This window comes from Shewanella sp. P1-14-1 (assembly GCF_001401775.1).
Lineage (GTDB): Bacteria > Pseudomonadota > Gammaproteobacteria > Enterobacterales > Shewanellaceae > Shewanella > Shewanella japonica.
The window spans coordinates 201,494-227,527 of sequence record NZ_LKTL01000004.1; the positions used below are offsets into that span (position 1 = coordinate 201,494).

19 protein-coding genes are annotated in these 26,034 nt (G+C 39.2%); 1 reads left to right on the forward strand and 18 read right to left on the reverse strand.

All coding sequences use genetic code 11. The features are described from left to right. Nucleotides 1-231 precede the first annotated feature (231 nt). Entirely contained in the window at nucleotides 232-1,518 is a 1,287-nt protein-coding gene (locus tag AN944_RS04300) for a citrate synthase (protein ID WP_055023362.1), read from the forward strand. 823 nt (nucleotides 1,519-2,341) lie between these two features. Here the strand turns inward: AN944_RS04300 and AN944_RS04305 are convergent. The 18 genes from AN944_RS04305 to tssB all read right to left on the reverse strand — a co-directional run bounded on the left by AN944_RS04305 (nucleotide 2,342) and on the right by tssB (nucleotide 25,995). Further along, nucleotides 2,342-3,499 carry a lipase family protein gene (locus tag AN944_RS04305; protein ID WP_055023363.1) on the reverse strand — a complete coding sequence of 386 codons (1,158 nt, stop codon included), beginning with the start codon at nucleotides 3,497-3,499 and terminating at the stop codon, nucleotides 2,342-2,344. A gap of 21 nt (nucleotides 3,500-3,520) precedes the next feature. Further along, a complete protein-coding gene (locus AN944_RS04310) occupies nucleotides 3,521-4,012 on the reverse strand; it encodes a DUF6795 domain-containing protein (protein WP_055023364.1) in 492 nt (163 codons plus the stop codon). A gap of 102 nt (nucleotides 4,013-4,114) precedes the next feature. Beyond that, nucleotides 4,115-4,963 (reverse strand): immunity 49 family protein, encoded by an 849-nt coding sequence (locus tag AN944_RS04315; protein ID WP_055023365.1) that lies wholly within the window; start codon nucleotides 4,961-4,963, stop codon nucleotides 4,115-4,117. 3 nt (nucleotides 4,964-4,966) lie between these two features. Continuing rightward, entirely contained in the window at nucleotides 4,967-9,856 is a 4,890-nt protein-coding gene (locus AN944_RS04320; RefSeq protein ID WP_055023366.1) for an RHS repeat-associated core domain-containing protein, read from the reverse strand. A gap of 86 nt (nucleotides 9,857-9,942) precedes the next feature. Then, nucleotides 9,943-10,917 carry a hypothetical protein gene (locus tag AN944_RS04325; protein WP_055023367.1) on the reverse strand — a complete coding sequence of 325 codons (975 nt, stop codon included), beginning with the start codon at nucleotides 10,915-10,917 and terminating at the stop codon, nucleotides 9,943-9,945. Then, the gene (locus AN944_RS04330; RefSeq protein WP_055023368.1) at nucleotides 10,914-12,017 is read right to left on the reverse strand and encodes a hypothetical protein; all 1,104 of its coding nucleotides are present in this window, start codon (nucleotides 12,015-12,017) and stop codon (nucleotides 10,914-10,916) included. Before AN944_RS04330 ends, AN944_RS04325 begins: the two co-directional genes overlap by 4 nt. A gap of 21 nt (nucleotides 12,018-12,038) precedes the next feature. Beyond that, entirely contained in the window at nucleotides 12,039-12,329 is a 291-nt protein-coding gene (locus AN944_RS04335; RefSeq protein ID WP_055023369.1) for a PAAR domain-containing protein, read from the reverse strand. Nucleotides 12,330-12,378: 49 nt separating this feature from the next. Beyond that, nucleotides 12,379-12,732 carry a hypothetical protein gene (locus AN944_RS04340; protein WP_055023370.1) on the reverse strand — a complete coding sequence of 118 codons (354 nt, stop codon included), beginning with the start codon at nucleotides 12,730-12,732 and terminating at the stop codon, nucleotides 12,379-12,381. A gap of 2 nt (nucleotides 12,733-12,734) precedes the next feature. After that, nucleotides 12,735-14,639, reverse strand: a complete 1,905-nt coding sequence (locus AN944_RS04345) for a type VI secretion system Vgr family protein (protein ID WP_055023371.1) — start codon at nucleotides 14,637-14,639, stop codon at nucleotides 12,735-12,737. Between the two features lie 73 nt (nucleotides 14,640-14,712). Further along, the gene (locus AN944_RS04350) at nucleotides 14,713-15,192 is read right to left on the reverse strand and encodes a type VI secretion system tube protein Hcp (RefSeq protein WP_055023372.1); all 480 of its coding nucleotides are present in this window, start codon (nucleotides 15,190-15,192) and stop codon (nucleotides 14,713-14,715) included. A 378-nt stretch (nucleotides 15,193-15,570) separates the two neighbouring features. Further along, the gene (gene tssH, locus AN944_RS04355) at nucleotides 15,571-18,177 is read right to left on the reverse strand and encodes a type VI secretion system ATPase TssH (RefSeq protein ID WP_055023373.1); all 2,607 of its coding nucleotides are present in this window, start codon (nucleotides 18,175-18,177) and stop codon (nucleotides 15,571-15,573) included. A gap of 19 nt (nucleotides 18,178-18,196) precedes the next feature. Beyond that, nucleotides 18,197-19,276, reverse strand: coding sequence for a type VI secretion system baseplate subunit TssG (tssG, locus tag AN944_RS04360; protein ID WP_160319076.1), 1,080 nt, complete (start codon nucleotides 19,274-19,276; stop codon nucleotides 18,197-18,199). A gap of 2 nt (nucleotides 19,277-19,278) precedes the next feature. Then, nucleotides 19,279-21,108 carry a type VI secretion system baseplate subunit TssF gene (gene tssF, locus AN944_RS04365; RefSeq protein ID WP_055023375.1) on the reverse strand — a complete coding sequence of 610 codons (1,830 nt, stop codon included), beginning with the start codon at nucleotides 21,106-21,108 and terminating at the stop codon, nucleotides 19,279-19,281. Next, on the reverse strand, nucleotides 21,105-21,593 hold the full coding sequence (gene tssE, locus AN944_RS04370; protein ID WP_055023376.1) for a type VI secretion system baseplate subunit TssE: 489 nt from the start codon (nucleotides 21,591-21,593) through the stop codon (nucleotides 21,105-21,107). The genes tssF and tssE overlap by 4 nt, the downstream gene beginning before the upstream one ends. A gap of 9 nt (nucleotides 21,594-21,602) precedes the next feature. Further along, the gene (locus tag AN944_RS04375; RefSeq protein WP_055023377.1) at nucleotides 21,603-22,409 is read right to left on the reverse strand and encodes a type VI secretion system accessory protein TagJ; all 807 of its coding nucleotides are present in this window, start codon (nucleotides 22,407-22,409) and stop codon (nucleotides 21,603-21,605) included. Nucleotides 22,410-22,423: 14 nt separating this feature from the next. Next, on the reverse strand, nucleotides 22,424-23,959 hold the full coding sequence (tssC, locus tag AN944_RS04380; RefSeq protein WP_055023378.1) for a type VI secretion system contractile sheath large subunit: 1,536 nt from the start codon (nucleotides 23,957-23,959) through the stop codon (nucleotides 22,424-22,426). Nucleotides 23,960-24,004: 45 nt separating this feature from the next. Then, complete coding sequence (gene tssC / locus AN944_RS04385; RefSeq protein WP_055023379.1) at nucleotides 24,005-25,495, reverse strand: type VI secretion system contractile sheath large subunit; 1,491 nt, start codon at nucleotides 25,493-25,495, stop codon at nucleotides 24,005-24,007. Further along, the gene (gene tssB / locus AN944_RS04390; protein ID WP_055023380.1) at nucleotides 25,495-25,995 is read right to left on the reverse strand and encodes a type VI secretion system contractile sheath small subunit; all 501 of its coding nucleotides are present in this window, start codon (nucleotides 25,993-25,995) and stop codon (nucleotides 25,495-25,497) included. The genes tssC (AN944_RS04385) and tssB overlap by 1 nt, the downstream gene beginning before the upstream one ends. Between the last annotated feature and the right edge of the window lie 39 nt (nucleotides 25,996-26,034).

Genomic DNA, 26,034 nt, shown 5'->3' on the forward strand with positions numbered 1-26,034 from the left:
AAGTATACTCAAGCCCATTGTCAAATACAAACGTCACACTATGCAAAATTTGTTTTTTTGCATTTTTTTTGCAAACAAACCACAGCTGGCAAGGCGTCTAGCAAGGTTTATACCATGGTCTAATAAATTTAAACGCTTATTTAAATTGAAATGTGATCACGATTCACTGTAAAGTAATGTCCGCTTAACATGCCGCACTCACAGAAAAGAATGAAGTAAGGAGAACGGGGTATGGCTGACAATATAGCCAAATTAGAGTTACCGGGGAATGATTCAATCGATTTACCAATTAAGCAGGGAACTGCTGGTTTTGATGTAATCGATATCAGTAAATTAGGAAAGACAGGTCATTTCACCTTCGATCCTGGTTTTCTAGCAACAGCCTCTTGCGAGTCTGCAATTACATACATTGATGGCGAAAAAGGTGTACTAACACACCGTGGCTATCCAATTTATGAGCTAGCGACTGAATCTAACTATTTAGACGTTTGTTACTTACTGCTTTACGGTGAATTACCAAGCAAAACTCAATACGAAGAGTTTGTTGCAATGGTAAAAAACCACACAATGGTTAATGAACAATTAGCTTCTTTCTTTAGAGGCTTCCGTCGTGATGCACATCCAATGGCAATGCTTTGTGGCGTTACTGGTGCATTATCTGCGTTCTACCAAGATTCTCTTGATGTAAATGATGAAAAACATCGTGAAATTGCGGCTTTCCGCCTAGTTTCTAAAATGCCAACGATTGCAGCAATGTGCTACAAGTATTCAATTGGCCAACCTTTCGTCTATCCACGCAACGATTTAAGTTACGCAGGTAACTTCTTATCGATGATGTTCGCTGTCCCATGTGAAGAATACAAAGTCAATCCAGTTGTTGAAAAAGCAATGGACAGAATCTTTGTTTTACATGCGGATCACGAGCAAAACGCCTCTACGTCTACAGTACGTTTAGCAGGTTCATCAGGTGCTAACCCATTTGCATGTATCGCGGCAGGTATCGCTTCATTATGGGGTCCAGCTCATGGTGGTGCTAACGAAGCTTGTTTAAACATGCTTGAAGAAATTGGCAGTGTAGACCGCATTCCTGAATTTATTGCACGAGCAAAAGACAAAGCGGATCCTTTCCGTCTTATGGGCTTTGGTCATCGTGTATATAAAAACTTCGACCCTCGTGCGAAAGTGATGCGTGAAACTTGTCATGAAGTTTTAGCTGAATTAAACGTTAAAGATCCACTACTTGACGTAGCAATGGAACTTGAGCGTATCGCACTTGAAGACGAGTATTTCGTTTCTAAGAAGCTTTATCCAAATGTTGATTTCTACTCAGGCATCATCATGAAAGCAATTGGTATCCCAACAAGTATGTTTACAGTGCTATTCGCACTATCTCGTACAGTTGGTTGGATTGCTCATTGGAAAGAAATGCTTGACCAACCAGGTCATAAGATCAGTCGTCCACGTCAGTTATACACTGGCTCAGAAGACCGAGATTTTGTTAGTTTAGATAAGCGTTAATTCGTATTAAATTAACTTCTAAAGCGCCTATAAGGCGCTTTTTTATTGTCTGAATTCATGTAAACATAAATGAGAAGATTTAACTAATAAATATTGATTAGACTTGATGCCATCGTACACTCTCAATAGCCCACAATTTTTCAAACAAACACCTATCACTAACTAAAATAAGTCCAATATTAGCGTGTGAATTAATTGCCCTTGCCTGCATTAGCGATAAACAAGTTACCTTCTCATTAACTCATCATGAGCATTTGTGCATTGACTATAGTTATCGCTCTTTTCCGATTTTATTCAGTTTAAGCCACTAGCAATAACAACCCGATACGTAAAAATGAACTAAGATAACCATACTGAATTACATAAATATTCATTGAGGTATTTGGCCGATTAAGAGAAAGTAGACATCGAAAGGTTATAAAAGAGAGTCAATTAGGTCATGGATTATGACTTTCACTCCATTACCACACAATCAAACCATGCACTAAAACTGTGAAAAGTAATTTAATATGCTTGCAAAGCCACATTTTTATGCAAAAAAGTTATAAGTGTACAAAGTAAATTATAACGAGACACTATAGCTATGGAAAACGGCGAAGTATTTGTGCTTTTAAAGGTCAATAACAGCTATTTGTAAAAAAGAAGGATAAACCAGATTGTAAATTTCGCACCATAGTAAAACATGCTTGCTCAGCTATAGTGCGAAAATAATTTAGATGAATTAAATTCATTGTTGAATCATCAATAGTAAAACAGTAACTAAATGCATGCTCTAGAGCAAAATAATACAAAGCATAAGCTTGCATCAGCGAGTAATGAAGAATTACATATAGACACTTACAGCTGGTATAGCAGCGCGAACTAGTGTGTTTAACTTGTCTAACATCAGCATCAATAGATCTTTTACAAACTTATATGTAATATCAACTACCTTGACACTGGGTTTGCCGACGAAATTTAAAATATGTCCCAATAACCCTTTAGCATCAGCTGCATACTCAGTCGTCATTTTTGATATTTCAACAACCCCTCTCGCAAGAGCATCGTATAATGTTAATGTCCCCCCAACCGCTGCTTGCGCTAGAATACTTGATATCTTTCCACTTTCACGCAATAAAGTAAGTAAAGCGTCCCCAATTTTGTCTGACCAATGCGTATTAAAACTTGCTAAATGTCTCTTATCATATTGTAGGCGCACTATTGCTAGATTCTGAATTGAACCAAGTTGCATTTCTTTATAGCTCGAATACTTAGCTGCCGTATTGAGGTAACCAGGTGCATTCCCAGCCATTTTATGAGAAGAAGCATTGAAAGAAACACAGGAACTAAGGCGGTATTCATTACCCGCATGCACGAAGGGCCAAACAGGTACCATCGGAACGGGATCGCTTCTGTGCACAGCTCGATATATACCATTTAATTCCGTTTCTGTTTGCAAGGCAAAGGGACCAAAACCCACTCTTGGTGCACCAAAAGTATACAAATTCACATTGACTTTGTATTGCGATCTTATCCAATTCGCTGCCAATGTAGCCAAAGCTCCACCTAAACTATGACCGACACAATGAACGGGACGATTGCCAGCTTTTGCCATTAAAGTTGCTAACTGAGGTTTTATAGACTCAAAAGTGCGATTAAAGCCAGCATGTACAGCTTTATAGTTTGGCCCTACCGTAACCCCACAATGCAGGTCGGTCAAAGTATCAGCAAGCCCAGCAGTACCTCTGAAAGCAATTACAACATCACCAGCAAACTGACCTCCTTTTTTACCTAACCCAAAAAAACCAAACCCATTGGAGTGATTTAAAACATGTTCTGCCACAGTGCCACTTATACCGACCAATTTTGAATTGCTACTACTAAAAGCAAAATTTCTATTAATTAACATGCTGGTATCTGTGACACCGTTTTTATTACTTTTTAGGCTTTTATAAGCAAATTCAGCCAGTTCCACAGCTAAAGTAGGAGATAAAGTGTTCATTACAATCCTTTGTATTTATTGTTAAAAGTTTTCGAAGTAATCAATTCCATCGTCTACTTCATAAATTTCAAAATCTTTTTCCCAGCGACAAATCCCCGAACCACTAAAATCCAAATTACGATTCTTCAAATTAGGAATAGTAAAGTGAACCTTTGAAGATAAAAGATCACAATTTAAACTAGCTAACTTTGATTTATACTCAACTAGTTCAGTGATTCCTCTTAAATTAATGCTCCAAAGTACATAGGTTTCATCTTTATAAGTCACAGTTATAAACTGAGACGTCGTTTCTTGTGAAAACATATCGCCTGGAATTTTTGAATTGATATTAATAGCTGGTAGATAAAATCGACCATCTGTATCAGTTTTAGTTACATCTTCTTTTTCGACTTTATAAGCGAACTCTAGGCTACGATTAATAACTGCACCCGTTACTGGTTTTCCATCCAATAACACAACACCTTTCACTTCTGAGCACATATGTACGTCAAAATTTTTTACTAAACCAAACATTATCTCCATCCCTGTCAAATATTAACTTTCAAAAAGCCAGTCATATTCATTAGAATTGCAATATACGCAAAAGCAAATTAAGACTTAATTTAAAATACTAAATTAAAAATACGTCCCTTCAACTAAAAAGCGCGGTAGTGCGTCAGCCTCAACGGTGACTTGATTGCCTCGGTCGTGCCACATACAGGCCATACCAAGTAGTTGTAATGAAAGAAAAGACTTCACTGGTGCACGGTCTGGCCCCGATTCTCTGATGTGATATTTTTCTTGGAGTGTTAGGTTTTTGGCTAGTACTTCGTTAAAGTCTATATCCATATCGGTGGTGAGTGCTGCAAAGGTTTCTAAATAACCCATAGCGATATCTAGTGCCCAATCATTACCTTGTTTAACTGCCATTCCCATACATTCGTTCAACAGTGATGGGTAGCTCTCTAATCCATGGTGATAGGCCTGAAACACTTCAACTAACTTATAAGAAACAGGACCTGATTGTGTCGCACTTTGCTTCATGACTTCAATGGGAAAGTTAGCTAAACAATCTATGCTCTCCTTATCACGAGTAATCACGGATAAAAAGTAAGCATCAAACCATTGACTTGGATGACACCTACCGTCTTCTAACATTCCTTTACCATTCCAGGTGACTGTGGGTAAGTCGAAGATAGTCAATGTCTGCTCTTGCTCTGGATTTAACCCTAATTTCAAAAAGCTGGCATACATTTTAGCAGCATACCGTAAGCCTGTAGCCGATTCTTTTTTAACCTCTGGGGTTTGCTCTTCCCATGTGAGCCAACGGGCAAGTTGAACCATATCATTACTAATCGCAAGTAAGTTATTACGTTTTATTTCAATATCTTCAACCATTTCTTCATAGGCTTCTCTTGGGTATTCTAGCCGCTTATCCAAAGGATTTTTTTTAAAATCAGGCTTATAAGCTCTTTCTACTCTCATTTTTTACCTTCTAAAATCTATATCAAATTCTGAAATTTTTACTTCACTAACCACAGATACTTTGTCTGTTCTCACTATTGGAGTTTCTATATGCAAATATTGAATCTTCTTATTCTTTTTTGATGCTTTATTAATTACCAGTGCCGCTTTTTTATCTGTACTGCCTTCATCTCGTTCCCCAATTTCCTCCGTTATCGCTTCAGCATATTCCGTTGTACCTTGTTGGTAGTCACTATCACCAATCTGTTTTTTGCCTAACGGACTATTACCTCCTTTTGCTTCGACAATAATGACATCGCCGTTGGCATTCTGATAGACCATATCAAAACTCCCCGCTCCGGGGCTTGGTCTATCTAAGCTCTCAGGATGAATCCGTTCATAACCTGGATATTGCGCTTTAACGGCCATATCTGCAGCTTTTTCACCAATCGTCTCAGTGCTTTTATTAATAGGGGAAATCTGTTGATTGTATGCTTTTGTGCCGTATTCGCCACGCAGCGCTATCGCCTTATCACGTTCAACTAGATGAGATGCTAATGCTTTTTTCTCTTCCTCTGTGAGGATATGTATCGCCTCGGAACCTTGTTTCTTTTTCGCTAAAATTAATGGTCTTGCATTATTTTGTTTAATTATGCCTTTGGTTGCCCATGCTTCATCGACCACTTTACCATCAAATTCATGCATGCCAGCGAACTCTTCGATGGTCAAATCCATTTCTTTTATTTGTCCATCAATATTTCGTTGTACTGTTATGGTGTTATTCACTTCATCCATCGATTCAAGTGTGTAGGCGTAATTTAATTTATTCACCCCATCAGGCTTTTGTATTTTTAATTTGGCCTCTGGGTCTGTGATAGCTGCGCTGTCAATGGCACTTTGCAGTATCTTCTCTTTTGTTTGTTTATCAATACCATTACCGACTAATGTATCCAACATGGCCGATAACTCTTCTCGACCTTCTTTACAAAGTAGCCCAAATGGATCAACCCAATTCACATGATTCGGTGCATATTGATAATGGTTAATTCCGCCAACTAAACCAATAGGGTCTTGATGAATAAATCGAGCCTGCTCAGGGCTGTAATACCTAAAGCGGTTGTAATGTAGGCCTGATTCGTCATCGAAATACTGACCTTGAAAGCGGATAGGATTTACTATCGAATTTTCAAACTCATCATCTCTTGCAACCTTGATTTTAACAACAGTATCAAAGGCTTTTCCGAACACATCTAACTGATTACGCCATACAGTTTGCGCACTCGAGTCAGTCAGGCAAATCGGTGTACCAAGTTGATCGAGATGATAATAGTAAATCTTGCCTTGTTTAATGAGTGCTACGGGCTCAAAACTTTCTGGGCGATAGATGTACCAGCTGAACTCTCCTCGGGTACACTCACCAATTAACTGGTTATTATCCCAAATAAAATCAGTACGGCCTTGCTCGGTCACTTTTGCGCTGCGTCTACCTAATGCATCATATTCATATTGCGTCAGTTTGCCATTATCATTAATTTGGATTAACTGGTTTAAGCCATTAAAACTGCGCTGTTGTTTATTGCCCGTTCCAATTTGAGAGATTTGATTACCACTGGCATCATAACGATAATCCACTCCTGCCATACTCATTAGTCGGTCATTGTTAACAACCACATCTTGAATGGATTTATCAGGACGATTTTGTTCAGTGGTTAATACCTGAGCGTCATGTTGACGAATATGTTGAGTCGGGTTGCCAAATGCATCCCAATGATACTGTTCTTTGTGATGATGTTTTACAGCAATGGCGTTAGAGGCAATACTGCTTTTACCATTCGCGCTTAATGCTTTTGCTTCACTCTCTCGCGAATGGCTAACCAACTGGCTAATTTTATTGTATTCAAATTGGGTTAAATCGACATTTGGATCATTCTCATCCTGCACGCCATTGCAATTTAATTGACTTTCAGATGCTTTAAGCTGGTGCTGATTATCATAATGATAGTGTCGATGTTCAAATAGCGGTGAACTTAACACAGTTGTTGCTTCGCTCTCGCTCTCGCTTTCAATTTCACTTTCACTTTCACTTTCTGCAAACTTAGCGTGTTGCCACTGCTGTTCAATAAGCCTTGAATAAGCATCATATGTGTGGGTTGATTCGAGTTGATTACCTAACCTTGTGTGCTCTAATAAGCCAGCATCTGTATATTGATATTGAGCAATATCGATAGTTTGCTGATTATCGGTTAGTACAACACCAATATCCGCTAACAGGCCATTACGATTATATTGATAATTTACTTGGCTTCCATCAGGTAAGGTTAAGCCACTTCGATTACCTTTAGCATCGTACTGATAAGATAAGTGCCATGCACCTTGATTGACCTGAGTGACTCTACCCTTAGTGTCATATTTTTGCTCTAGAGTGCGATGCTGATTGTGCGCGCGAGTGATATTGCCAATGACATCATATTGGTAAAAATTTTGAGTGTTTAACGTAGCAGAATGAACATTAGCATCAAGTTTTACATGACTGCTTTGCTGAATAATACGACCTAGTGCATCACGCTTTAATTCAATAAAACGAATGTCACTGTCGTTTACTGCCACTAACTTATCATTGGCATCATATTGGTAAACTTGCTCGCGACCATCAAACCCGATTAATTTTTTTGGCTGTTCTGTCGGGGTGTATTCAATTCGATATTGAGCACCATCACTTCGCTCAATTTTGTTTAAATTACGCTCTTTATCATAGAAGAATTTAAGCCAGCTACCATCTGCAAAAGTTTGTTGACACGGTTGAGCTAATCCATCATAGCTAAGCAGCGTTTCAATATCGCTCTGATTTGCATTATTTAAATCAGATGCGTTTTCATCAACAACTGCTTCATCAGCCAATAATTTTTGACTAATTTTTCTACCTGCTTGATCAAACTGATATTGGGTGATAATTGCCTGTTCAGGCTTATCTTGAGGGTATGCTTTTTCTTCAATTATTTGCCCATTGAGGTCGCGAATGTACTCAGTAACTAAACCTTGCGGGTTAATTGTTGCATTTACTCGTCCTAAGCGATCATGACTATAGCGAGTTAAAGCATCGCCAATTTGTGTTGCTAATAATTCGCCATCTCTATCCCAATGATATCGATGTATAACACCATCAAGCTCTGTTTTTTGAGTTACTTGTCCAAAATCATTGTATTGAAAATACCGCTGACGACCATCAAAATGACTTTCAGATAAAATGCGCCCTGTTGCATCAAACTGCTTTGTAAATGTTCGGCCAATGGGATCTTGCGTCAGAATACACTGACCTAAACGGTTGTATTCAAATTGTGTGACACCACCATCAGCATGAATAATGGCTTCAATTTGTCCTGAGGTATTGTATATGAATTGGGTTTGATTATTGTTTGCATCAATGGTCGCTATTTTGCGCCCAACACTGTCATATTGATGCCGTGTCACCGCACCATTAGCATTATGATGTTCAATCAGTAAACCTTGAGAATTATGAACGAATGTTTCTTTATTTCCGAGAGAATCAATACAACCACTTCGCATGCCATTTGGATGTAACTCATAAGAAAAATGGTAGTGATAGATCTCATTATCACCCCACTGCTCAATGCATTTAGCGTTTACGCTCTCAGCATTCCATAAAAAATGATGGCTAAACCCTGAAGCTCGAGTTCTGGCTTTTAATAAATAGGTTGTTTTTTGATTACTTCGGGTTGAAGCTTTGGCTCCCTGAGTTTGGCTAGGTTTATGATAGCTGTATCGTTCAACTAGGCCATTCATGTCAGTAGCTGCAATTAAGGCTTGGTGGTCATCATATTGATAGCTTGCAAGGAGTTCAGGGTGTTGCTGCTTATTACCTTTCTCGTTAAGTATATAAGAAGCAACTTTTAGTAAGTTACCTTGGGCGTTATAACTAAGGAGAACACCGCGTTTAGGCCCTGTGGTTATTTGATTAAGCTTGCCTTGCTTATCATAGTACAGCTGAAAATATTGGCCTTGGTGATTACTAATCGTTTCTAGTAACCACACATCTTGATTGTCAACTTGACGCTTTTTAAACGCCCAATGACTGTCATCTGGTTTTAATAATACCTGTCGACCATCAGCTTGATGAACTAACGACCAACCTGTCGTACTTTGAATACTGGTTTGGCCGCGTTTAACTTCGTCAAAAACATGTACTCGGCCTTCTTCATCAGTGAGCTCAAACCAGTATTTACCAGGCTTTTTCGGCCCCACTTTGGGAGGAGCTTGATATTGGCGATTGAGTTGTAAGCTAAAGTTATGTCGCCAACCAAAACCAAGCCCAACATTGCGTTCAACTTTACTAGAGCGATATAAACGTCGCCAAGTTAACGGCATTAGGCCATTAATTTCAAAATCAGTTAACGGTAAAATTTCCTCGCCAGATAACATAGACACTGGATCACTACGGCATTCTTGTTGATCAATTGGTACTTCAGTTGGAGTCTTATTCGCAATGGTGCCAGACTCAGTTGATTGTGCAGTCTGCTTACCTTTACTTGAAACAGGCGCTTTAGATTTACTTGAGCTGTTTCCGAGTGAGGCCGTTTCGGTAGAAGTTTGAATATTTGCTTTAGGCGTTTCAACATAAACACGTAATAGGTTACGTGAAATTGCTTCATTTAATTTGGTGACGATTTGTTTTCGATTTAACGAAGCATTCAAGCCCGCTTGCAATACTAATGCGCGCCCTTGCATTAAGGCATTTCTATCACGTACCAAATGAGGACTTATTTCATTGACCAACTGCTCAATTTCATTAGTTTGGCTAAAGGTTTGTAACTGGAAACCAGAAGGTGTTGATGCACTGCTGGGAACAACAACGATATGCCGATTGAAACCATTAAAATAAAAATTACTGACCGTCATTGGTACTAACGCCTTCTCTATCCATGAGACTAATGTTAAAAACAGCTAAATGCGTTGTCAGCCATACAGGCTGCATTTGATTCTGATTAGCCATTTGCTTCACCGCTGCAACCTAGCCACTCATACCTTAACAGGCCAAGGTAACGTTCCTCAGAAACCTCTAACTGAACGCTTACTCCTGACAAAGCTTGTTCTTTATAGCGATTAAATACGTGTAATAAATTATATAAACCCGCTGCGGCACCAATATTCCCAGTGTAATAATTAGTTTGAGTAATTTGGGTATCTTGATCTATTTTTCCCGCTAGCTGCTCATAGGCATTAAGCCAGCTATCTTGGGTGGTTTGATTATCACCGGGGAAATATAATTGTTTTAGTAAACTTGATTCATCTTGCTCTGTAAGCTGAGTAAATAAACGCTTAATTGATTGTGTTAATTGAACCTGGGTAGCAGCGTCTTGAAATACATCAGTCACATGTAGCCCTAGTGGTGTTTTTTCTGCAGTGGAGACTTGAACCTTAGTCATTATCGCGGCCTCAGAAGGCCTAATGCCTTCATCAATATCTGCATTAATCAATTGTCCAGTTCGATAAAGTTCAGGCATATCAAAATACAAACTATCCACTGCGATAAAGACAATCGAGTCAACACGGCTTCCCATCGTCTTAGCCGCCTCAAACGCAATAGGTAAAGATGCACTTCCCATAGGAAAAATGCGCCCATTAGGGTGTTCAAAACAATGAGGAAAAGCTTGATGTAATTCGTTTACCCACTGAGTTAACATTTCAGGTGCTAAATTAGGTAACAACCAAAAAACAGGATTGTGTTCATATGGCGTCCATGCGCTGGCATCAGTTATAGGCAGCTTACTTAGCAGTTCGATAATGCGTGTTAATTTACATTTCGCACTTAGATCACTGCGCATACCTGAGACTAATTGAGTTCCGTTAGGTAATTGCAGATTGAAATCGAGCCCTTCTGTATAAGGTAAATTAATCAACTGCATTTGATTATCGCATTGACCTACGATTAACTCTGATTCGAGTACATTAATAATCATGAGGCCAACTTTATAGTCATTGACGAAGTTCGCACTTCACCGGTTAATCTAAGCTGATGTAATTTAGCCACCCTTTGATGAACAGGGCTCGATTTAAGCAGTATTTTATCGACCGTTTCTAGGCTAACTTCCACGCCATTGAGTAGGCGAACTCCAGGTGTATCTGGCGCATATAATTGCCAGCGATTAAGTAACTTAGCGCTATAAAATTGTAGAAATTCAGCGCGTCTTTGTGTGTTTTCTTCAAACTGTCTTTGGTAAGGAATTGACGAGTCAAGTCCAGGGCCTAAAAGCGTTCTTAAAGCATCAAAAGCAATTAATGTCTTAGCGGGGTGCTGCATTGCTTTTGCTAAAAATGGCACAAATTTACCAAAACCTGAAAAACCCATAAGCTGAATCACTCTATCATTGAGGTTTTCATCACGACTCATTAAATTGAAAATTTGAGTTAAAACCTGCTCATCAAGAGAGGTTACAAATATTTCAAACAAAGGGCTATGGCAATATTCATTTTCAACAAAACGGCTATATAGCGCTAATGGCTCAGAAATTTCTTCTAACAACATTTCTGCATATAGTGCATTCAGCGGCGTAAGATTTAGTGAGGCAATACCTGCAATACTTTTTAGTCGTTTACCTCGGTAGATACAAAACAAAATATATTGGTTAATTTGTTCAGGCGTTTTACCAACCATCGAGAACTGCAAACCTTCAACACCAAACTGGCAAGCCACTAGTGCTAAACTAGGGATGTATTTATTTAAATCTATTTGATTGTTATTTAATAATAATTCAAATACTTTTGCTTGGTCGTGGGTTCTTTGTTTGAGATGAATTTGCAACAGTAGTTGCAAAACAACCAACTGATTTTCCGTACTGAAATACACATCATTTTCAAACGCTGTCACTATTTCAACGACGCTATTAGCACAGAGAAATGCTTCGCTATTATGTTCTTCGTGAGCTTGCTGCTGGATCATATTGAGTGTGACTAATAAAGATCGGGTGTTATCTTCAACATTTTTAGGGGCACACTGAAACGACGACATTAATATTTGTCGTTGTGCTAAGAGAAGTTCAAAATTCTCAATCAAGTTCATTCAACGCAATCCTTGCTCATACTATCCAATCATTACAGTAGGGTTTCCTACTACAATCTTACCTCCATGGGCAGTACTGTCTCCGAGTCTCGCTGCGGGTTTTCCATTAATCAGTACCGAACTTGAACCTGCGTTGATTGTATCTGGTGGGCCAACACAAATTAACTTGTCACCTTTACGAGCAGCAGGCATAGAACCAATAAGCACGTTTCCTGAGCCCATAATGACAGGTCCGCCTACATGTGGGACTGGGCCTGGGTTAGTTTTTGGGCATACATGCATAGATGTCAGTGTAGCTGCGGGCATTCCCATAAAATCTTCCTTGAATAGTTAGTCTTACATTGGAGCTATCGGCAGGGTATTAATCACTTTCTAACGGTATAACGAGCAAGTCTTGTTGCATTAAGGCTACCGCTATTTCTTTGATTAATTTTATTTGCTCACCCCTTCCTGATGCATACTCGTCATTCATTAAATAGTTGTAAATATGGCTAATTACATCCTGATGATTACGCCACATATGACGATTAGTTAAGAATTGTTCACCATAGGTTGTACTAGTTACATAGGTCTTATCAGGTATATCCAATAGTGGGTCTTGAGGTTTATCAACGGGTTTGCAAATCAAATACCGATAACCAAATTGGCAAATCAACTCGTGGCCACGACAAAACGCACCCGTTAATCCAACGCCAGGGTAACTTGAAATTTGCATTGTTAATTCAACTTAATTTGCGCTGCTTTCAACGCAATACTGGTACCGTTTACTTTCACATTAGTACCTTTAATTTGAATGTTGGTACCTTCTATTGATATCGAGCCATCACTGCTCATTTTAATCGAGGCACTACCCGTTTTAATCACGACTTCTTTCCCTGCTTCGATATTAAGCGCTTTGCCCACTTTAAGCGTGTCGTTACTGCCAATATCATCGCTACGGTCTTTACCGACTTTGAGTGTATCGTTATTGACCACTTCAGTGGTTCTATCATTACCAATTTTGCCGCTGTCATTATTAACAATGTCTAAAAATCTATCATTGCCGATAGTATCTTTCTGATCGTTCTTAACATTTAATTGATGGTCTTTTTCTGCTTGTAAAAAGAACAGCTCTTTACCTTTTTCATCATCAAAGCGTAATTCATTAAAATTATCTGCGCCGCCCTCTTTAGTGCTACGCGATTTAATTCCTGACTGCGTTTTTTTAGCCGGTAAAGCATAGGGTGGCATTAGATCCGCGTTATAAACTGCGCCACTGATTATTGGTTGATCAGGATCGCCATTAATAAACTCAACTAAGACTTCTTGACCTACTCTTGGGAAGAAGAAAGCGCCCCATTTATTACCAGCCCAACTTTGGGCAACACGGATCCAGCATGAACTTTTACTATTAAATTCACCATCTCTATCCCAATGAAATTGCACCTTAACTCGGCCAAATTTATCAATATGCTGTTCATCACCAGATTCTCCAGTAACGACTGCAGTTTGCACTCCATTGATAAGCGGTTTATTGATTTGAAGTGTTGGCCGATACGGAGTTGATTTAGGCACACATTCAAAATCATTTTGATAAACACCAATTGAAGCCGATTGACCAGCGCCAGATTGGTTAGGCTGTGTTGCAGATGTCCTTAGGGCAGTAATAAGAAAACTCTTACCTTTATAACTGCTGTTTTCGTGATCCTTAAAACTAAAAAATTTACCTACACTAAAGCTGCGGCAGTCGCCTTGACCACTGCATTTATTCATATCTTTTTGTAATGCTTCTAGTTGATTATTAGCAAATGGCTGTGCACGTTTATTTAACTCTGATTCGCCAAGGTAGTCGTAAACTTCAAGTGTACTTTGATCAGGTAAACTGGCATTGGCATGGCTGCCTGACGGATATAATTTGGGTTGTTCATAATCATAACCCTTTTGCATAAAGCCGCCACTCACCATACTCATACCGCCTTGCCAGTGAGCAACGTGTGACTCTGCTAAATGACCAGAAAAACAACGTACTTTCTCTTCTGCACAAGGTTTATAAGCTGTAATATCATCGGCAAGTACTAAGGTATGTGCACTCACGCTGTGTTCAAAAAAGAAGAAAATACCTTCTTGCTGTAATAAACGGCATACAAAATCTAAATCAGATTCAAGGTACTGAACACAATATTCGTATTTAGGGTATGTGCGCGTGGTTTTATTTTGGAAGGCAACTTTATGTTGACCAAACAAGTCACTAATAATATCGATTACTGACATGTTTTGAAAAATTCTGCAGTTACTGCGCTTTTTCATCAATGCCATTCTAGGCACGATAACAGCTTGATAATCAATATAATCTTGGGATACATCGGAAGCAGCAGTTCGCATGCCAGCTGATTCTAAGTGACTGACTAAACCATGAAAATATCGAGCAGCTCCATCACTTTCTGCGTTGCGTAAAGTGATGCAAACATTTTTGCCCACAAGGCTATCTAAACTAATTTGTGTTCCAACGGTAAACATGGACACATTGATAGAAAATAACTGAGAAATGGCTTCTGTGGCAGTAAGATGCGTTAGGTATAGCGTGTCTTTACCTAATGGGGTGCTGATACTGATTATATTATTTTTTTGAGTCGCCTTTAGCATTCCTTGCCTCAGTCATTAAGAATTAAGATCTTGAGGAAACTGACGTTCCCTCAAGATTAAGATCGCAAATGGATTACATTTGTTGACCTTTAACACCGCTGTAGCCGTAACGTAGCGCTGCAGTAATGTTGTTTTTATCATCAGTAGGCGTTACTGCCATCATCATTTCAGTGTAACTGATAGTGATAGTTTCTACTGGACGATCGCCATGAACTGAAACACTGTAGCTAGAGATCATTGCATCAGTTAATTCGATTTGCATGATTTCTTCAATTTTGTCACCTTGCTTGGTCACATGGAAAATAGCTTTTTTACCTTTACCGATAGTTGCTTCTTTGAAAAGATCAGTAGAGGCATTATCTTGTAATTTAGTGATAGTTACATCACCTAAACGTGTAGAGCTCGCTTCACGGTCTTTTGCAGTACCAGTAAAAGAAGTAATTTCACGGCTAACATTCCAATCTACTGATAACACAGTAATCATGTCTTTGAATTCTTCAGCAGTAGTTTCGCCTTTAATACCTTCATAATCTAAATACGTGTTCGCTTGCATTATTAATGCTCCTTTTGCGTGATTGTCATCCATTAATGGACAGTTTTATATAAGTTTAATAACAAACTTAATATTTCAATTTATTAAAAATGCACTTACTAACAAATAACACCCAAAAGTATTATTTATTGATAAAAGTAGATATATATTTTTAAAGCCAAAAGATTATAACAAAGGTTTTTTTTAAATCAATCGACCTTACAAAACAAGAGTTAATAATTTACAAAAATAATTAAAAGATATTAATTCAGACACTTATAAGAACCTACTACAATAAAGCTTTATATAAACCCTTATCATTTGTTATTATTAACACTGGCTAACTAATACCTAATAATTATATTTTGTAAGTCATCTCTTACTTTAAAAAAATTAAATTTATACTTTATAGGTAAATTCTTCCTTACTTACATTAACTTTGACATTATTTATTTTTTTATTGGTCGCCATATTCTGTAATATTTGTACTGAGAGTTCAGGTAACATTGAGTTTTGTAAAATATTGTGAACATTTCTGGCTCCAGAACCTGCATCTTGGCACATCGAAACGATCTTACTTACAACGTCATCGGTAAAACTAAACTTCGCCTGATAATGACCCGCAAGGCGATGACCAACTCTCGCTAACTGTAATTTAGTAATTTCACTCAACATGTCTTGAGTTAATGGAATATATGGAACCACATTGGTTCGTCCTAAAAATGCGGGTTTAAAGTAAGTCAGCAAGTCATCTTGTAAAGCCTTTCTTAAACCATTGATTGAAGGCGCCGTTTGCTCATCTTCAAATAAAGACATAGTTGTATCTGTCCCAGCATTAGAAGTCATGATGATAATTGTATTTTTAAAATCAATATCTCGCCCTTCACCATCTTTAATCATGCCTTTATCGAATACTTGATAGAAAATATCCTGTACACCAGGGTGCGCTTTTTCCATTTCATCCAATAAAATAACGCTATAAGGCTTACGACGAACAGCCTCTGTTAGCACACCACCTTCGCCATAACCCACATAACCAGGAGGTGAACCTAATAGTAAAGAAACTTTATGTTCTTCTTTAAATTCAGACATGTTGATCACAGTCACGTTATCTTCACTACCATAAACATGCTCTGCCAAAGTTAATGCCGTTTCTGTTTTACCTACACCACTTGGCCCCGTCAATAAGAACACCCCTATTGGGCGTTTCTCATCACCTAACTGCGCTCGCGACGTTTGCACTGTCTTAGCAATCAAGTCCAAGGCATGATCCTGACCAATAACTCGTTTAGCCATAATGTCCTTTAGATTGAGCACATTGGTAATTTCATCATCCTGCATTTTACCAGCAGGGATCCCGGTCCAGTCTGAAATCACTTCTGCAACCAGTTGCTCATCAACTTGCCAATGCACCATAGGTTGTTTGGTGCTTGCTAATTGTTGTTTTAGCGTCGTGAGTTCGGCAACTAACTGATCAGAATCTTCCTCTCCCTCTTGGATTTTGGTCACTAATTCTGCAATGGTTTCCACTGTTTTAAGTTCGGTTTCCCATTGCTTCATTAAAGGCTTAAGTGCTTTCTCTAACGTTTTTTGCTCTTTATTTAACTCGCTAATGATTTTCTTATGATCGGTACCCGTTTTCTGTTCTCGGGTTAAAATATCAATTTGCGTCTCAAGTTGCTGAATTTGTCTTTGTAATGATTCGACACTGCCTGGTGTTGAAGCCTGACTCATTGCAACGCGTGCACATGCCGTGTCCAGCAAACTTACCGCCTTATCTGGTAGCTGCCTGCCGGTAATGTAACGATGTGATAAATTAACAGCTGCACAAAGCGCCTGATCTGACACCAAGATCTTATGGTGACTTTCCATAACAGGTAGCAAACCTCGCATCATTGCTATAGCCTGTTCTGGTTCAGGTTCTTCAATTTTAACCACCTGAAAACGTCGAGTTAACGCTGCATCTTTTTCAAAAAACTTCTTATATTCAGCCCATGTTGTAGCAGCAATTGTACGAAGTTCACCACGAGCTAATGCTGGTTTTAAAAGATTTGCAGCATCATTTTGGCCTGCCTGCCCTCCACTACCAATCATGGTATGCGCTTCATCGATAAATAGAATGATGGGTTTAACCGAGTTTTTAACCTCGTTAATCAGTGCTTTTAAGCGATTTTCAAATTCACCTTTAACACCCGCTCCGGCCTGTAGCAGGGCTAAATCCAAAGTATGAATACGGACATTTTGTAACGCTAATGGCACTTCTTTTTGGGCTATTTTTAACGCTAACCCTTCAACTACCGCTGTCTTACCCACACCTGCTTCACCAGTTAAAATAGGGTTATTTTGGCGACGACGGGTTAAAATATCGATCATCTGACGAATTTCGTTATCTCTACCTAGAATAGGATCAATTTTTCCTGCTTCAGCTTGCTGCGTTAAATTTTGGGTAAACTGATCTAAACTCGGCGTTTTACTGGGTGCATTTTCCATTGCCTGAGTCTCTTCAATATCACTACTTGATACTTTATGCTCAGTAGATTGTCTCTCAAGTTGTGGCCATGCGTGCTTTAATTGCGCTGAATCGATTTTGAACAGCTGTTTCGCTGAACGAGAAACTAACGAGTTTAACGAGTCATCGGTCAATAATGTGAAAATCAAATAAGCGGTTCTGATTTCATTATCATTAAATTCAATACTGGTATTTAACCAAGTTTGTCTCAGTAGACTAACAATATGCGGCGATAAACTTGGCGCTGCGCTATTACCTGTTTTAAATTTCTCAAGGCCTTGCCTTACTTCATGAATTAATTGGTCTTTTTGGATTGAAAAACTGGCCATAATGATATCTAAATCACCTGACTCAGCCTCTAACAGCGCAAGTAACCAATGTTCAATTTCTACCGTAAATTGACTTCGGCTGTGACACACACTGGCCGCAGACTCTAAAGACTGGCGACACGTTGGATTAAGTTTCCCTACTAACTTACTTAAAGTCATCGCTGACATATTGATAATCCTTTATTAATTAAATCATTAAGCGTTTTGTTTGTTGCCCATGTTCGGTTCGGCTTAATAAACCACAACCTAACCCTAACGGCACGGCCGCTTTTGAAAGCTGAGCTTTTGGAGCATCTTGTTGTTTTACATCGAGATAAATTTTAAATTTCGCCGTTTGGCCTAAATAGCTTGATACGAGATCTTTTAACGGCTGATAACACTTCTCACCAGGCATGAATGCACTAACGGTTTGACCGTCTTTAGGTGTGAGTTGAATACTAATACTGGAATTAATATCCCAAACTCGGCTGCCAATACTCGCATCTACACCTAAACGCGCGTACTGACCTTCTGGCATTGCTCTGGAAGATAACTTGGTTTGTTCATTGGCTGAAAGCTGCTGCCAACGACCTTGAAATGACGCTATCTCAACTTCACAACCAGTAAAGTCTTTCAGCATGATTCTAAGTGATTCAGCACTCGGCGTTTTTCTATTCAAAAAACCACCGTAATAACAGTTCAACGACTTTTTACCGCTAAGCAGGCTCAGCACATGCGTAAAACTGTCTTTTTGATTATTGAAAGCTGACACACTATCTGGCGGACTATCTTGAAGCGGTTGATAGTTAACAGAGAATCGATACTTTTCCCATGCTCGATAAAATAACGAGATGATGCGATGATTAAATAAATCATAAAAATCCCGCATACCTGTGTCTTTTAAGCGCAATCGTTCAAGTAATAGCTCTGTATAATGTTGAGGTAGCACACCACTTGGGCCAGTTAACCCCATAAAGGAGACATGCATTTCTGCAGCAATTTTTTTAGCAGCACTTGCTTGGGTTAAATTCACTTTACTGATTGCTTGCCCAGGAAAACCCAAATGTTGATCAGACTTAAACCGCAATAACTCTTCTGATGGAATGGCATCATGGCCCACTTTGTGATCTTGCTCTTTTCCTTGAAGCAATTGCTGCTGAAATTGATATACAGCCTGATAAAAGTCATGCTCTGTCGGTGAATCAGCAATCGCTTGTAACTGTTTTGCAGGTGCACTCATGTTCGCCGACTGATTGATTAACTCATCAAAGTCTACTTCTGTGCTCATTGTCATAGTAATGGCCTATTTCCAGAACGAGCTGGCCACGTATGCGTGATGGCATCTTGATCTTTAAACCTCATGCTTAAACGCGTAAAACTATTTACAACAGAAAACTGGGCAAAGAAATGGTCTAAAATGCTGCAAAAAAAGAACACTCCACTACCTGAGTAATGATCTTTGATGAACGTAATTTCAATATGGCTACCACTGCAAAAACTGATTCGTCCATTTTGATTGACCCTAGCAGTATCGGGGGACACTGATACTTGATAGATGTTTTCAATCAAGTTTTTATTCTCTGGTGAGCATTTGAAGTCATACAGTTTTAACGTTTCTTTTAAATGCGTCAGCGCATCAGGGCCACTAAAACTGTCTATAGATAAATGGCTGACCAATTGCCAACGAGAAGCATCGCTTAATGCAGCTCTCACCGGCATGGTTGGTGCTAAAAGGCATTTTACGTGTTTGATAATATCAGCACGTTCTGGCACAAACATTTTAGGTTCATCGGTGCCAAATGGCAGGTGAGCGGGTAGATTTCTGTTACTGCATAAAGCATTAATACTCAGTATCCAGGCGCCATAATCTTCTTCGGCTTTAAAGCCCTTAAAATTATGATCCACCAGCGATAAATAGGATTCAGTCCCCTGCTCTGCATACCCTCCAGACCAACTCGATGACTCTCGCCTTAAGTGCCAAAATAAGTTGTCATGGCCTAAATACTGTGGGTGGGATTCACCGTAAAACGGTGTAACCTCAACTTGATTATCTTTAGGATCATAGGCAATGACTTGTTTAACACCGATTATCTCTGCAACTTCTGCATCAGCATAACGCGCTGCCAGTTTATATTCATATTGAGATGCATCGATACTGACAGGCTCAAGTTTTTGCTCAAATAAATTTATGACTGGAGTACACCCGAGCAAAAAGTGATTCGCTGTAACTTGTTTTTCAAGGTCTTGCGAGCCTTCTTTTAAATAGATATAAAGCGAAAACTTATCGTTGATCCCTTGCCACTTTCCTTCAATATCATCAATATCAAAAAATAAAAACTTTTCAGGAAAAATAAAGTTTTCAAGTAACATACGGTATCCAGCGCTACTGCGTTGGCTGTATGGTATGACTTGCTGATCATCTTCAAAACCCACCGACTTTAAATGCCGCTGAGTTAAGAAATGACACACAGATTGGTCTTCATTCACTAAGGCAAAGCCTAAGCTATGTTGAAACAGTAATTGGTATAATTGGAAAGTTTGATGGTCCTGACCATTCAAGAAAAATCTCAATCTGTTAACACCTAAACTCGGCATGCTAATTTCTTCAAACTCACATGCTATATCCAGTTTGATAATGGCTTTAGCCCGTTCTGGCCATTGAGGTTCTGGCGCATTGAATGGAGCATTTTGAAATTGCACTTTTTGCACTTCAATTGGCCACAGTTTCATGTCGTAACATGTTTGAAAATGACATGGCTTCATACCATCAACTTGAGTATCAACCTTAGTATTTTTAGGTAGCTGTACTCCTGTTGTCGACAAGTTTTCTGTGGTGACTTTTATCACTGACATTGAAGGAATTGGTGCTTGATAATCAGGATACAGTTGACCTAATAACGCTTCTGTCAATTCAGGGAAACTGTCATCTAACTTCTGCCTTACTTGCGCTGTTAGTAGCGAAAAAGCTTCGATAAGTCGCGACACATGTGGATCTTCGACATGTTCATCACTTAACCTTAATCGACCAGCGACCTTAGGGTATTGCTCTGCAAACTCCGAGCCCATATGCCTAATAAATGCTAACTCTCGGTTGTAATATTCTAATAATTCTTGGTTCACAACGCCCCCTCATTCACAATCATCGCCAGATGAACTGGTTCAACTTCTGAGTCAAATGTAATAAATTCAGGTTCAGGATCCGCATATAAAAGTGCATTAATCTTTAACCTTAATACCCGATCTAATGGTTGCTCGTTATCTACCGCTTCAACCATGACTTCAAGAAATCGAGGCTCAAACCGTTTAATCGTGTCAGCAACCTGTTTACACAGAAGTTGGCGCCCATCGAGGCTTGCAACAGGCATAGAAGAAAAATCACGTAAGCCATAGTTCATTAAAGAATGATCCAGTTCGCTTAAATGTTCTGGCCAAGTTTGCCACTGTAACTTTGCATTAAGCAGATTTTCTAAATCACGACGAACATTGGTTCTTAACTGACGTAAATTAAGGCCTCTATGGCTATCTTTGACATCTTGCTCATCTGGCGCATCATCGATTAAACGATCAAGTACTGATGCCATAATAGGTTGCTGGTTTTGGCTCAAAATGACTTCCTACTGTAAAACGGGAGTGTGGATTTTAGTCACTTGATTCAAAGGCAGTGCATTGTCATCTGCAAACCACATTTTTAATCCTTTACCTGTCATAACGTCTGTGGCGACTTCTTGCCAATCCGTTTCACGACCTAATTTTTGCGCATCTGTTTCGCTATTACCGTAAACAAGTGGGATATGTGCTTCGCCACTTGGGCCGTTTTTAATCGCTAGATCAACACGTCTCCAGACGGTTTCAACCAATGATGAAACTGGTTGAAAATTGATATATTCAATTTCTGAAAGTTGCGCTAAATAGTAATAGCCATCAGTTCCGAAGATTTCTATAAAGCCACCTAAGGTGTCATCCAAATCTCTTATCTCTTCATTAACTTGATCGTCTAATAACAAACTCACTTGAGGGCGTTGAGCTTCTAATCCTTGACTACACTGAGCCACTTCATTGGCAGTATCATTGCCTTTTTGGGCATCAGTTAACGCTAAACGTAACTTCATTAGCGCTTCAACGTGATCATCAGAGTCAGCGAACAGTTTAGGTACTGAGTTGCCTTGCATATAATCCTGTCTACTTTGCTCTGCACGAATTAATTGACGCAAGTTTGAAGCACCGATTAAGAAATCAGGATGTTTTTGCACAAGAAGATTAAGCTGCTTGTCAGCACGCTCAAGTTCACCGTTAATGCAAAGCAGTTCAATGAATGCACTTTTTAAATCAACATTCATTGGGTCTTCTCTTAACTGAGCTTCTACATATTTAATTGACTCTTGTAGCTGACCACTTTGCAGCATCTGTTGTATTTTTTTCATGTGATACCTATTAATTAATTCCTTGAGGTCAGCTCAGTCACTAACTTAATGCTAGAAACCATCTGATCTAATTGAAAATGGGGTTGTAATTGAATAATTGAGTAAAAATGCCCTGGTTTTCCGCGCATTTCCTTTACTTGTACTTGGGCATTTCTTAAGGGATATTTGCTTCGAACATCGTCAGAAGACACATCGGATGCAGTCGTGTAATTATGAAGCCATAGTTGTATATCTCGCTCACAAGCCTCTGCAGAGCTCAGTGAACCGATTTTTTCTCGACCTATCACTTTGATGTAATGTGCAAACCGAGATACGCAAAGCGTATATTGCAGCATGGTTGATAGTTTGGCATTGATGGTGTCTTCCAAACGTTCGTACTTTATGGGTTTCTGGGCTGATGCATTGCTGTAAAACACTAAATGTTCGCAGCCTGAAACGGGAGACAATGGAATAAAACCTTGGTCAGAAAATGACTTTTCAGCTCTATCACTGACAAGTAAATCCACTGACGGTTTCTTACGCTTGCGGTATAAGTCAGTTTCATACTGGCTAACAGCTAAGTCACACACTAGCCCTTTTTTACGACTACCAGGCTCTAAGCCTCGAATATGGCCAAACCAACCTGAATCACTAAATGAGCGGATTAATACGCCACCAAAGGCGTAAGCAGCATTTCCCCATAAGTGATCAGTCTTTGGGTGCTTTATTGATTCTTTAAACTTGAACCCTTCACTGCGCGTCCCGTCAATTAAATATGGCGATCGCATCAGTATGTGCGGCATGGTGAGTCCAATAAACCTCGAATCATCCATTTCACGAAGTGAGTTCCACTTTACGTATTCAGTTTGCTCGAATATTTTTTCAATATTCATGTGAGCCGACAAATCCGAGAAGTCATCAACACCAAATAATGTTGGGCATGCCGATGTAATGAAAGGAGCAAAAGCTGCTGCAGCGGTGCGTGATATGTCTTTTAAAACATCTATATCATTAGTCGCAACACCTGGCCTAGATTTATGGCTAAGCTGATAATCACCAATAAGCGTGCCAAAGGGTTCGCCTCCAGACATGTCATATTCATTGTTATAAATGAGTTTGAAAAATTCGCTTTGGTCAAATTCAATAGCCCGATTGATATCTTTAGATAACGTCTGCCAACAACAATCGAGAATTTTTACTTTAACTTTCTGATCTTTATCATGTAACTCTTGCTGCTCTACAAGATAAAACACGCCACGCCAACTCGCCTCTAATGACTGAAAAGCTTTGTTGTGGATAATGCTATTAATTTGTTGCTCGAGCTGCTTATCGATAAGATCTACCGCTTTTAATAAAAGAGGTAGCACTGAGTGCTTGTCAAACTGAGTTAAAGAATGACGCGAGTTTTCAAGCCACAATAATAACGATCGGGTTGAGTCTGATTCACGAAGGAATCGTTCAACAAGATGTTTATTTTTCAGCTTTTGTGGTGTTGATGACACAGGATGTTTAAAGCCTGCGTCATCATTGAAAATTTCACTTGTAACAAATGAAATGGTTTCTTGCGTCATCGTTTGTTTCTATCCTTGAAAACAAATGAGGGTCACTGTCAGTGATTATCCTACTTTAGGAATTTTCGCCACTAGACGTAGTGATGCAGTTAACTCTTCCATTTGCAACCAAGGACGTAACCAAGCTACAGCATTATAAGAGCCCGGTTGACCAGGGATTTCCTTCACTTCCACTTTTGCGTCAGCTAATGGATATTTGGCACGAATATCTTGTCCGCCACCTTCTGATGCATTGACAAAAGAAAGGATCCAACGGTTTAACCATGCTTCAACATCATCGGCTTCCATAAAGCTACCAATCTTGTCACGAGCCATTACTTTTAAGTAATGTGCAAAGCGAGACGTTGCCATTAAGTAAGGTAGTCGAGATGAAATTGCAGCATTAGCCGTTGCATCGTGACTAGAAAAGATTTGTGGTTTTTGACAGGTTTGTGCACCAAAAAATACGGCATAATCAGTATGCTTGTAATGACATAATGGTAAGAAACCAAGTTTACTTAACTCTGCTTCTCGACGGTCTGTAATACCGATTTCAGTTGGGCACATTAAGTCTGGGTCACCATCATCACTGGTAAAGACATGAGCAGGTAGGCCTTCAACTTTACCCCCACCTTCTGCTCCACGAATCGCAGTACAGAAACCATACTGGCTAAATGCTTGACCCATATTGGTTGCCATAACATATGCTGCGTTCATCCAGCAATAATCATCATGAGCTGCAACTTTAGAACGGCCACTTGCCGCATCCATTTCAAACTCTTCGTAGCAGAACTCTTCTACTGGTTTAGTTGCACTACCGTAAGGTAAACGCGCAAGTACTCGTGGCATAGTCAAGGTCACAAAGCGTGAATCATCACTGTCACGGAATGAACGCCACTGTGTGTACTCTAATGATTCGAATACTTTTTCAAGATCACGTGGTTTACTTAATTCTGTCCAGTCATCAAATCCAAATAACGATGAACCAGAAGCAGAAATAAATGGGCAGAAGCCAGCAGCAGCCACATTAGACATTAAAGATAAGGTTTCAATATCTGATGGATGATTAGTAAATTCATAATCGCCGACTAAACAACCATAAGGTTCGCCACCTGGTGTTCCGAACTCAGACTCATATATTTTCTTGAACATTTGGCTTTGATCAAACTCAACAGCCTTACTTAAATCCTTATGAAGCTCTTTTTTAGATAAGCTCATTACACGGATTTTTAATGTCGCGTTGGTTTCAGAGTTCTTGACTGTGTGATGAAGACCACGCCAGCTTCCTTCTAATTTTTGCAGCTCATCATTATGCATAATCGCTGCAAGCTGTTTGGAAATAACTTCATCCAAACTATCAATCGCTTTGTTAAACGTCACAGTTAAGTTTTTATCCCACTGAACTGTCCCTTTCAACGCTTCTTCAGTCAAAGAGCGAATAAGCTCTTCAGCACGTGTTGAATCAGTTTGTTTCGTAGCATCTATCGCTTGGTCAAGAATCGACACACTCAGTGTTTCTTCGTTTACAGGCTCTAATGTAGCGGCATCCGTGCTCATCATTCAGCTCCTTTAAGATTTAGTTCACCGGCTAGTTTGTCTAAGCTAGTGGTATTGTTTAATACGTCTTCTAAAATATTCTCAAGATTCTCTGAGCGGTCTACTTTAGTCATCAGATCACGCAATTTGTTACGTGTTTCCATTAACTTTTTCAAAGGCTCAACTTGATTGACGATCGCTGCAGGTTCAAAGTCTTCCATGCTCTTGAACTCTAAATCGACATTCATTTCAGAATCATCATCAGCTAACGTATTTTTCACAGAGATATTTAACTTTGGGCTCATGCGCTTTAGCACGTCATTAAAGTTATCACGGTCGATTTGTACAAAACGACGGTCTTTTAATGGTTTTAAATCTTCAGTGTTATGACCAGTAAAGTCACCTGTAATACCAATCACAAAAGGCAGCTCTTTTTTTACAACTGTACCTTCTGTTTCTACATCATAGGTAATATGGACGCGGGGTTTTCTCACTCGCTTTAATCTATCATGTACACTCATTTGAACTCCTTTCAATAAAATTGTGAGTAATCGATTACA

What these genes read in the sequence shown, in the direction of transcription:
- AN944_RS04300 (WP_055023362.1), top strand. Translation starts at nt 232, where the DNA reads ATGGCTGACAATATAGCCAAATTAGAGTTACCGGGGAATGATTCAATC.
- AN944_RS04305 (WP_055023363.1), bottom strand. Translation starts at nt 3,499, where the DNA reads ATGAACACTTTATCTCCTACTTTAGCTGTGGAACTGGCTGAATTTGCT.
- AN944_RS04310 (WP_055023364.1), bottom strand. Translation starts at nt 4,012, where the DNA reads ATGTTTGGTTTAGTAAAAAATTTTGACGTACATATGTGCTCAGAAGTG.
- AN944_RS04315 (WP_055023365.1), bottom strand. Translation starts at nt 4,963, where the DNA reads ATGAGAGTAGAAAGAGCTTATAAGCCTGATTTTAAAAAAAATCCTTTG.
- AN944_RS04320 (WP_055023366.1), bottom strand. Translation starts at nt 9,856, where the DNA reads ATGACGGTCAGTAATTTTTATTTTAATGGTTTCAATCGGCATATCGTT.
- AN944_RS04325 (WP_055023367.1), bottom strand. Translation starts at nt 10,917, where the DNA reads ATGATTATTAATGTACTCGAATCAGAGTTAATCGTAGGTCAATGCGAT.
- AN944_RS04330 (WP_055023368.1), bottom strand. Translation starts at nt 12,017, where the DNA reads ATGAACTTGATTGAGAATTTTGAACTTCTCTTAGCACAACGACAAATA.
- AN944_RS04335 (WP_055023369.1), bottom strand. Translation starts at nt 12,329, where the DNA reads ATGGGAATGCCCGCAGCTACACTGACATCTATGCATGTATGCCCAAAA.
- AN944_RS04340 (WP_055023370.1), bottom strand. Translation starts at nt 12,732, where the DNA reads ATGCAAATTTCAAGTTACCCTGGCGTTGGATTAACGGGTGCGTTTTGT.
- AN944_RS04345 (WP_055023371.1), bottom strand. Translation starts at nt 14,639, where the DNA reads ATGCTAAAGGCGACTCAAAAAAATAATATAATCAGTATCAGCACCCCA.
- AN944_RS04350 (WP_055023372.1), bottom strand. Translation starts at nt 15,192, where the DNA reads ATGCAAGCGAACACGTATTTAGATTATGAAGGTATTAAAGGCGAAACT.
- tssH (WP_055023373.1), bottom strand. Translation starts at nt 18,177, where the DNA reads ATGTCAGCGATGACTTTAAGTAAGTTAGTAGGGAAACTTAATCCAACG.
- tssG (WP_160319076.1), bottom strand. Translation starts at nt 19,276, where the DNA reads ATGAGCACAGAAGTAGACTTTGATGAGTTAATCAATCAGTCGGCGAAC.
- AN944_RS04375 (WP_055023377.1), bottom strand. Translation starts at nt 22,409, where the DNA reads ATGAAAAAAATACAACAGATGCTGCAAAGTGGTCAGCTACAAGAGTCA.
- tssC (WP_055023378.1), bottom strand. Translation starts at nt 23,959, where the DNA reads ATGACGCAAGAAACCATTTCATTTGTTACAAGTGAAATTTTCAATGAT.
- tssC (WP_055023379.1), bottom strand. Translation starts at nt 25,495, where the DNA reads ATGAGCACGGATGCCGCTACATTAGAGCCTGTAAACGAAGAAACACTG.
- tssB (WP_055023380.1), bottom strand. Translation starts at nt 25,995, where the DNA reads ATGAGTGTACATGATAGATTAAAGCGAGTGAGAAAACCCCGCGTCCAT.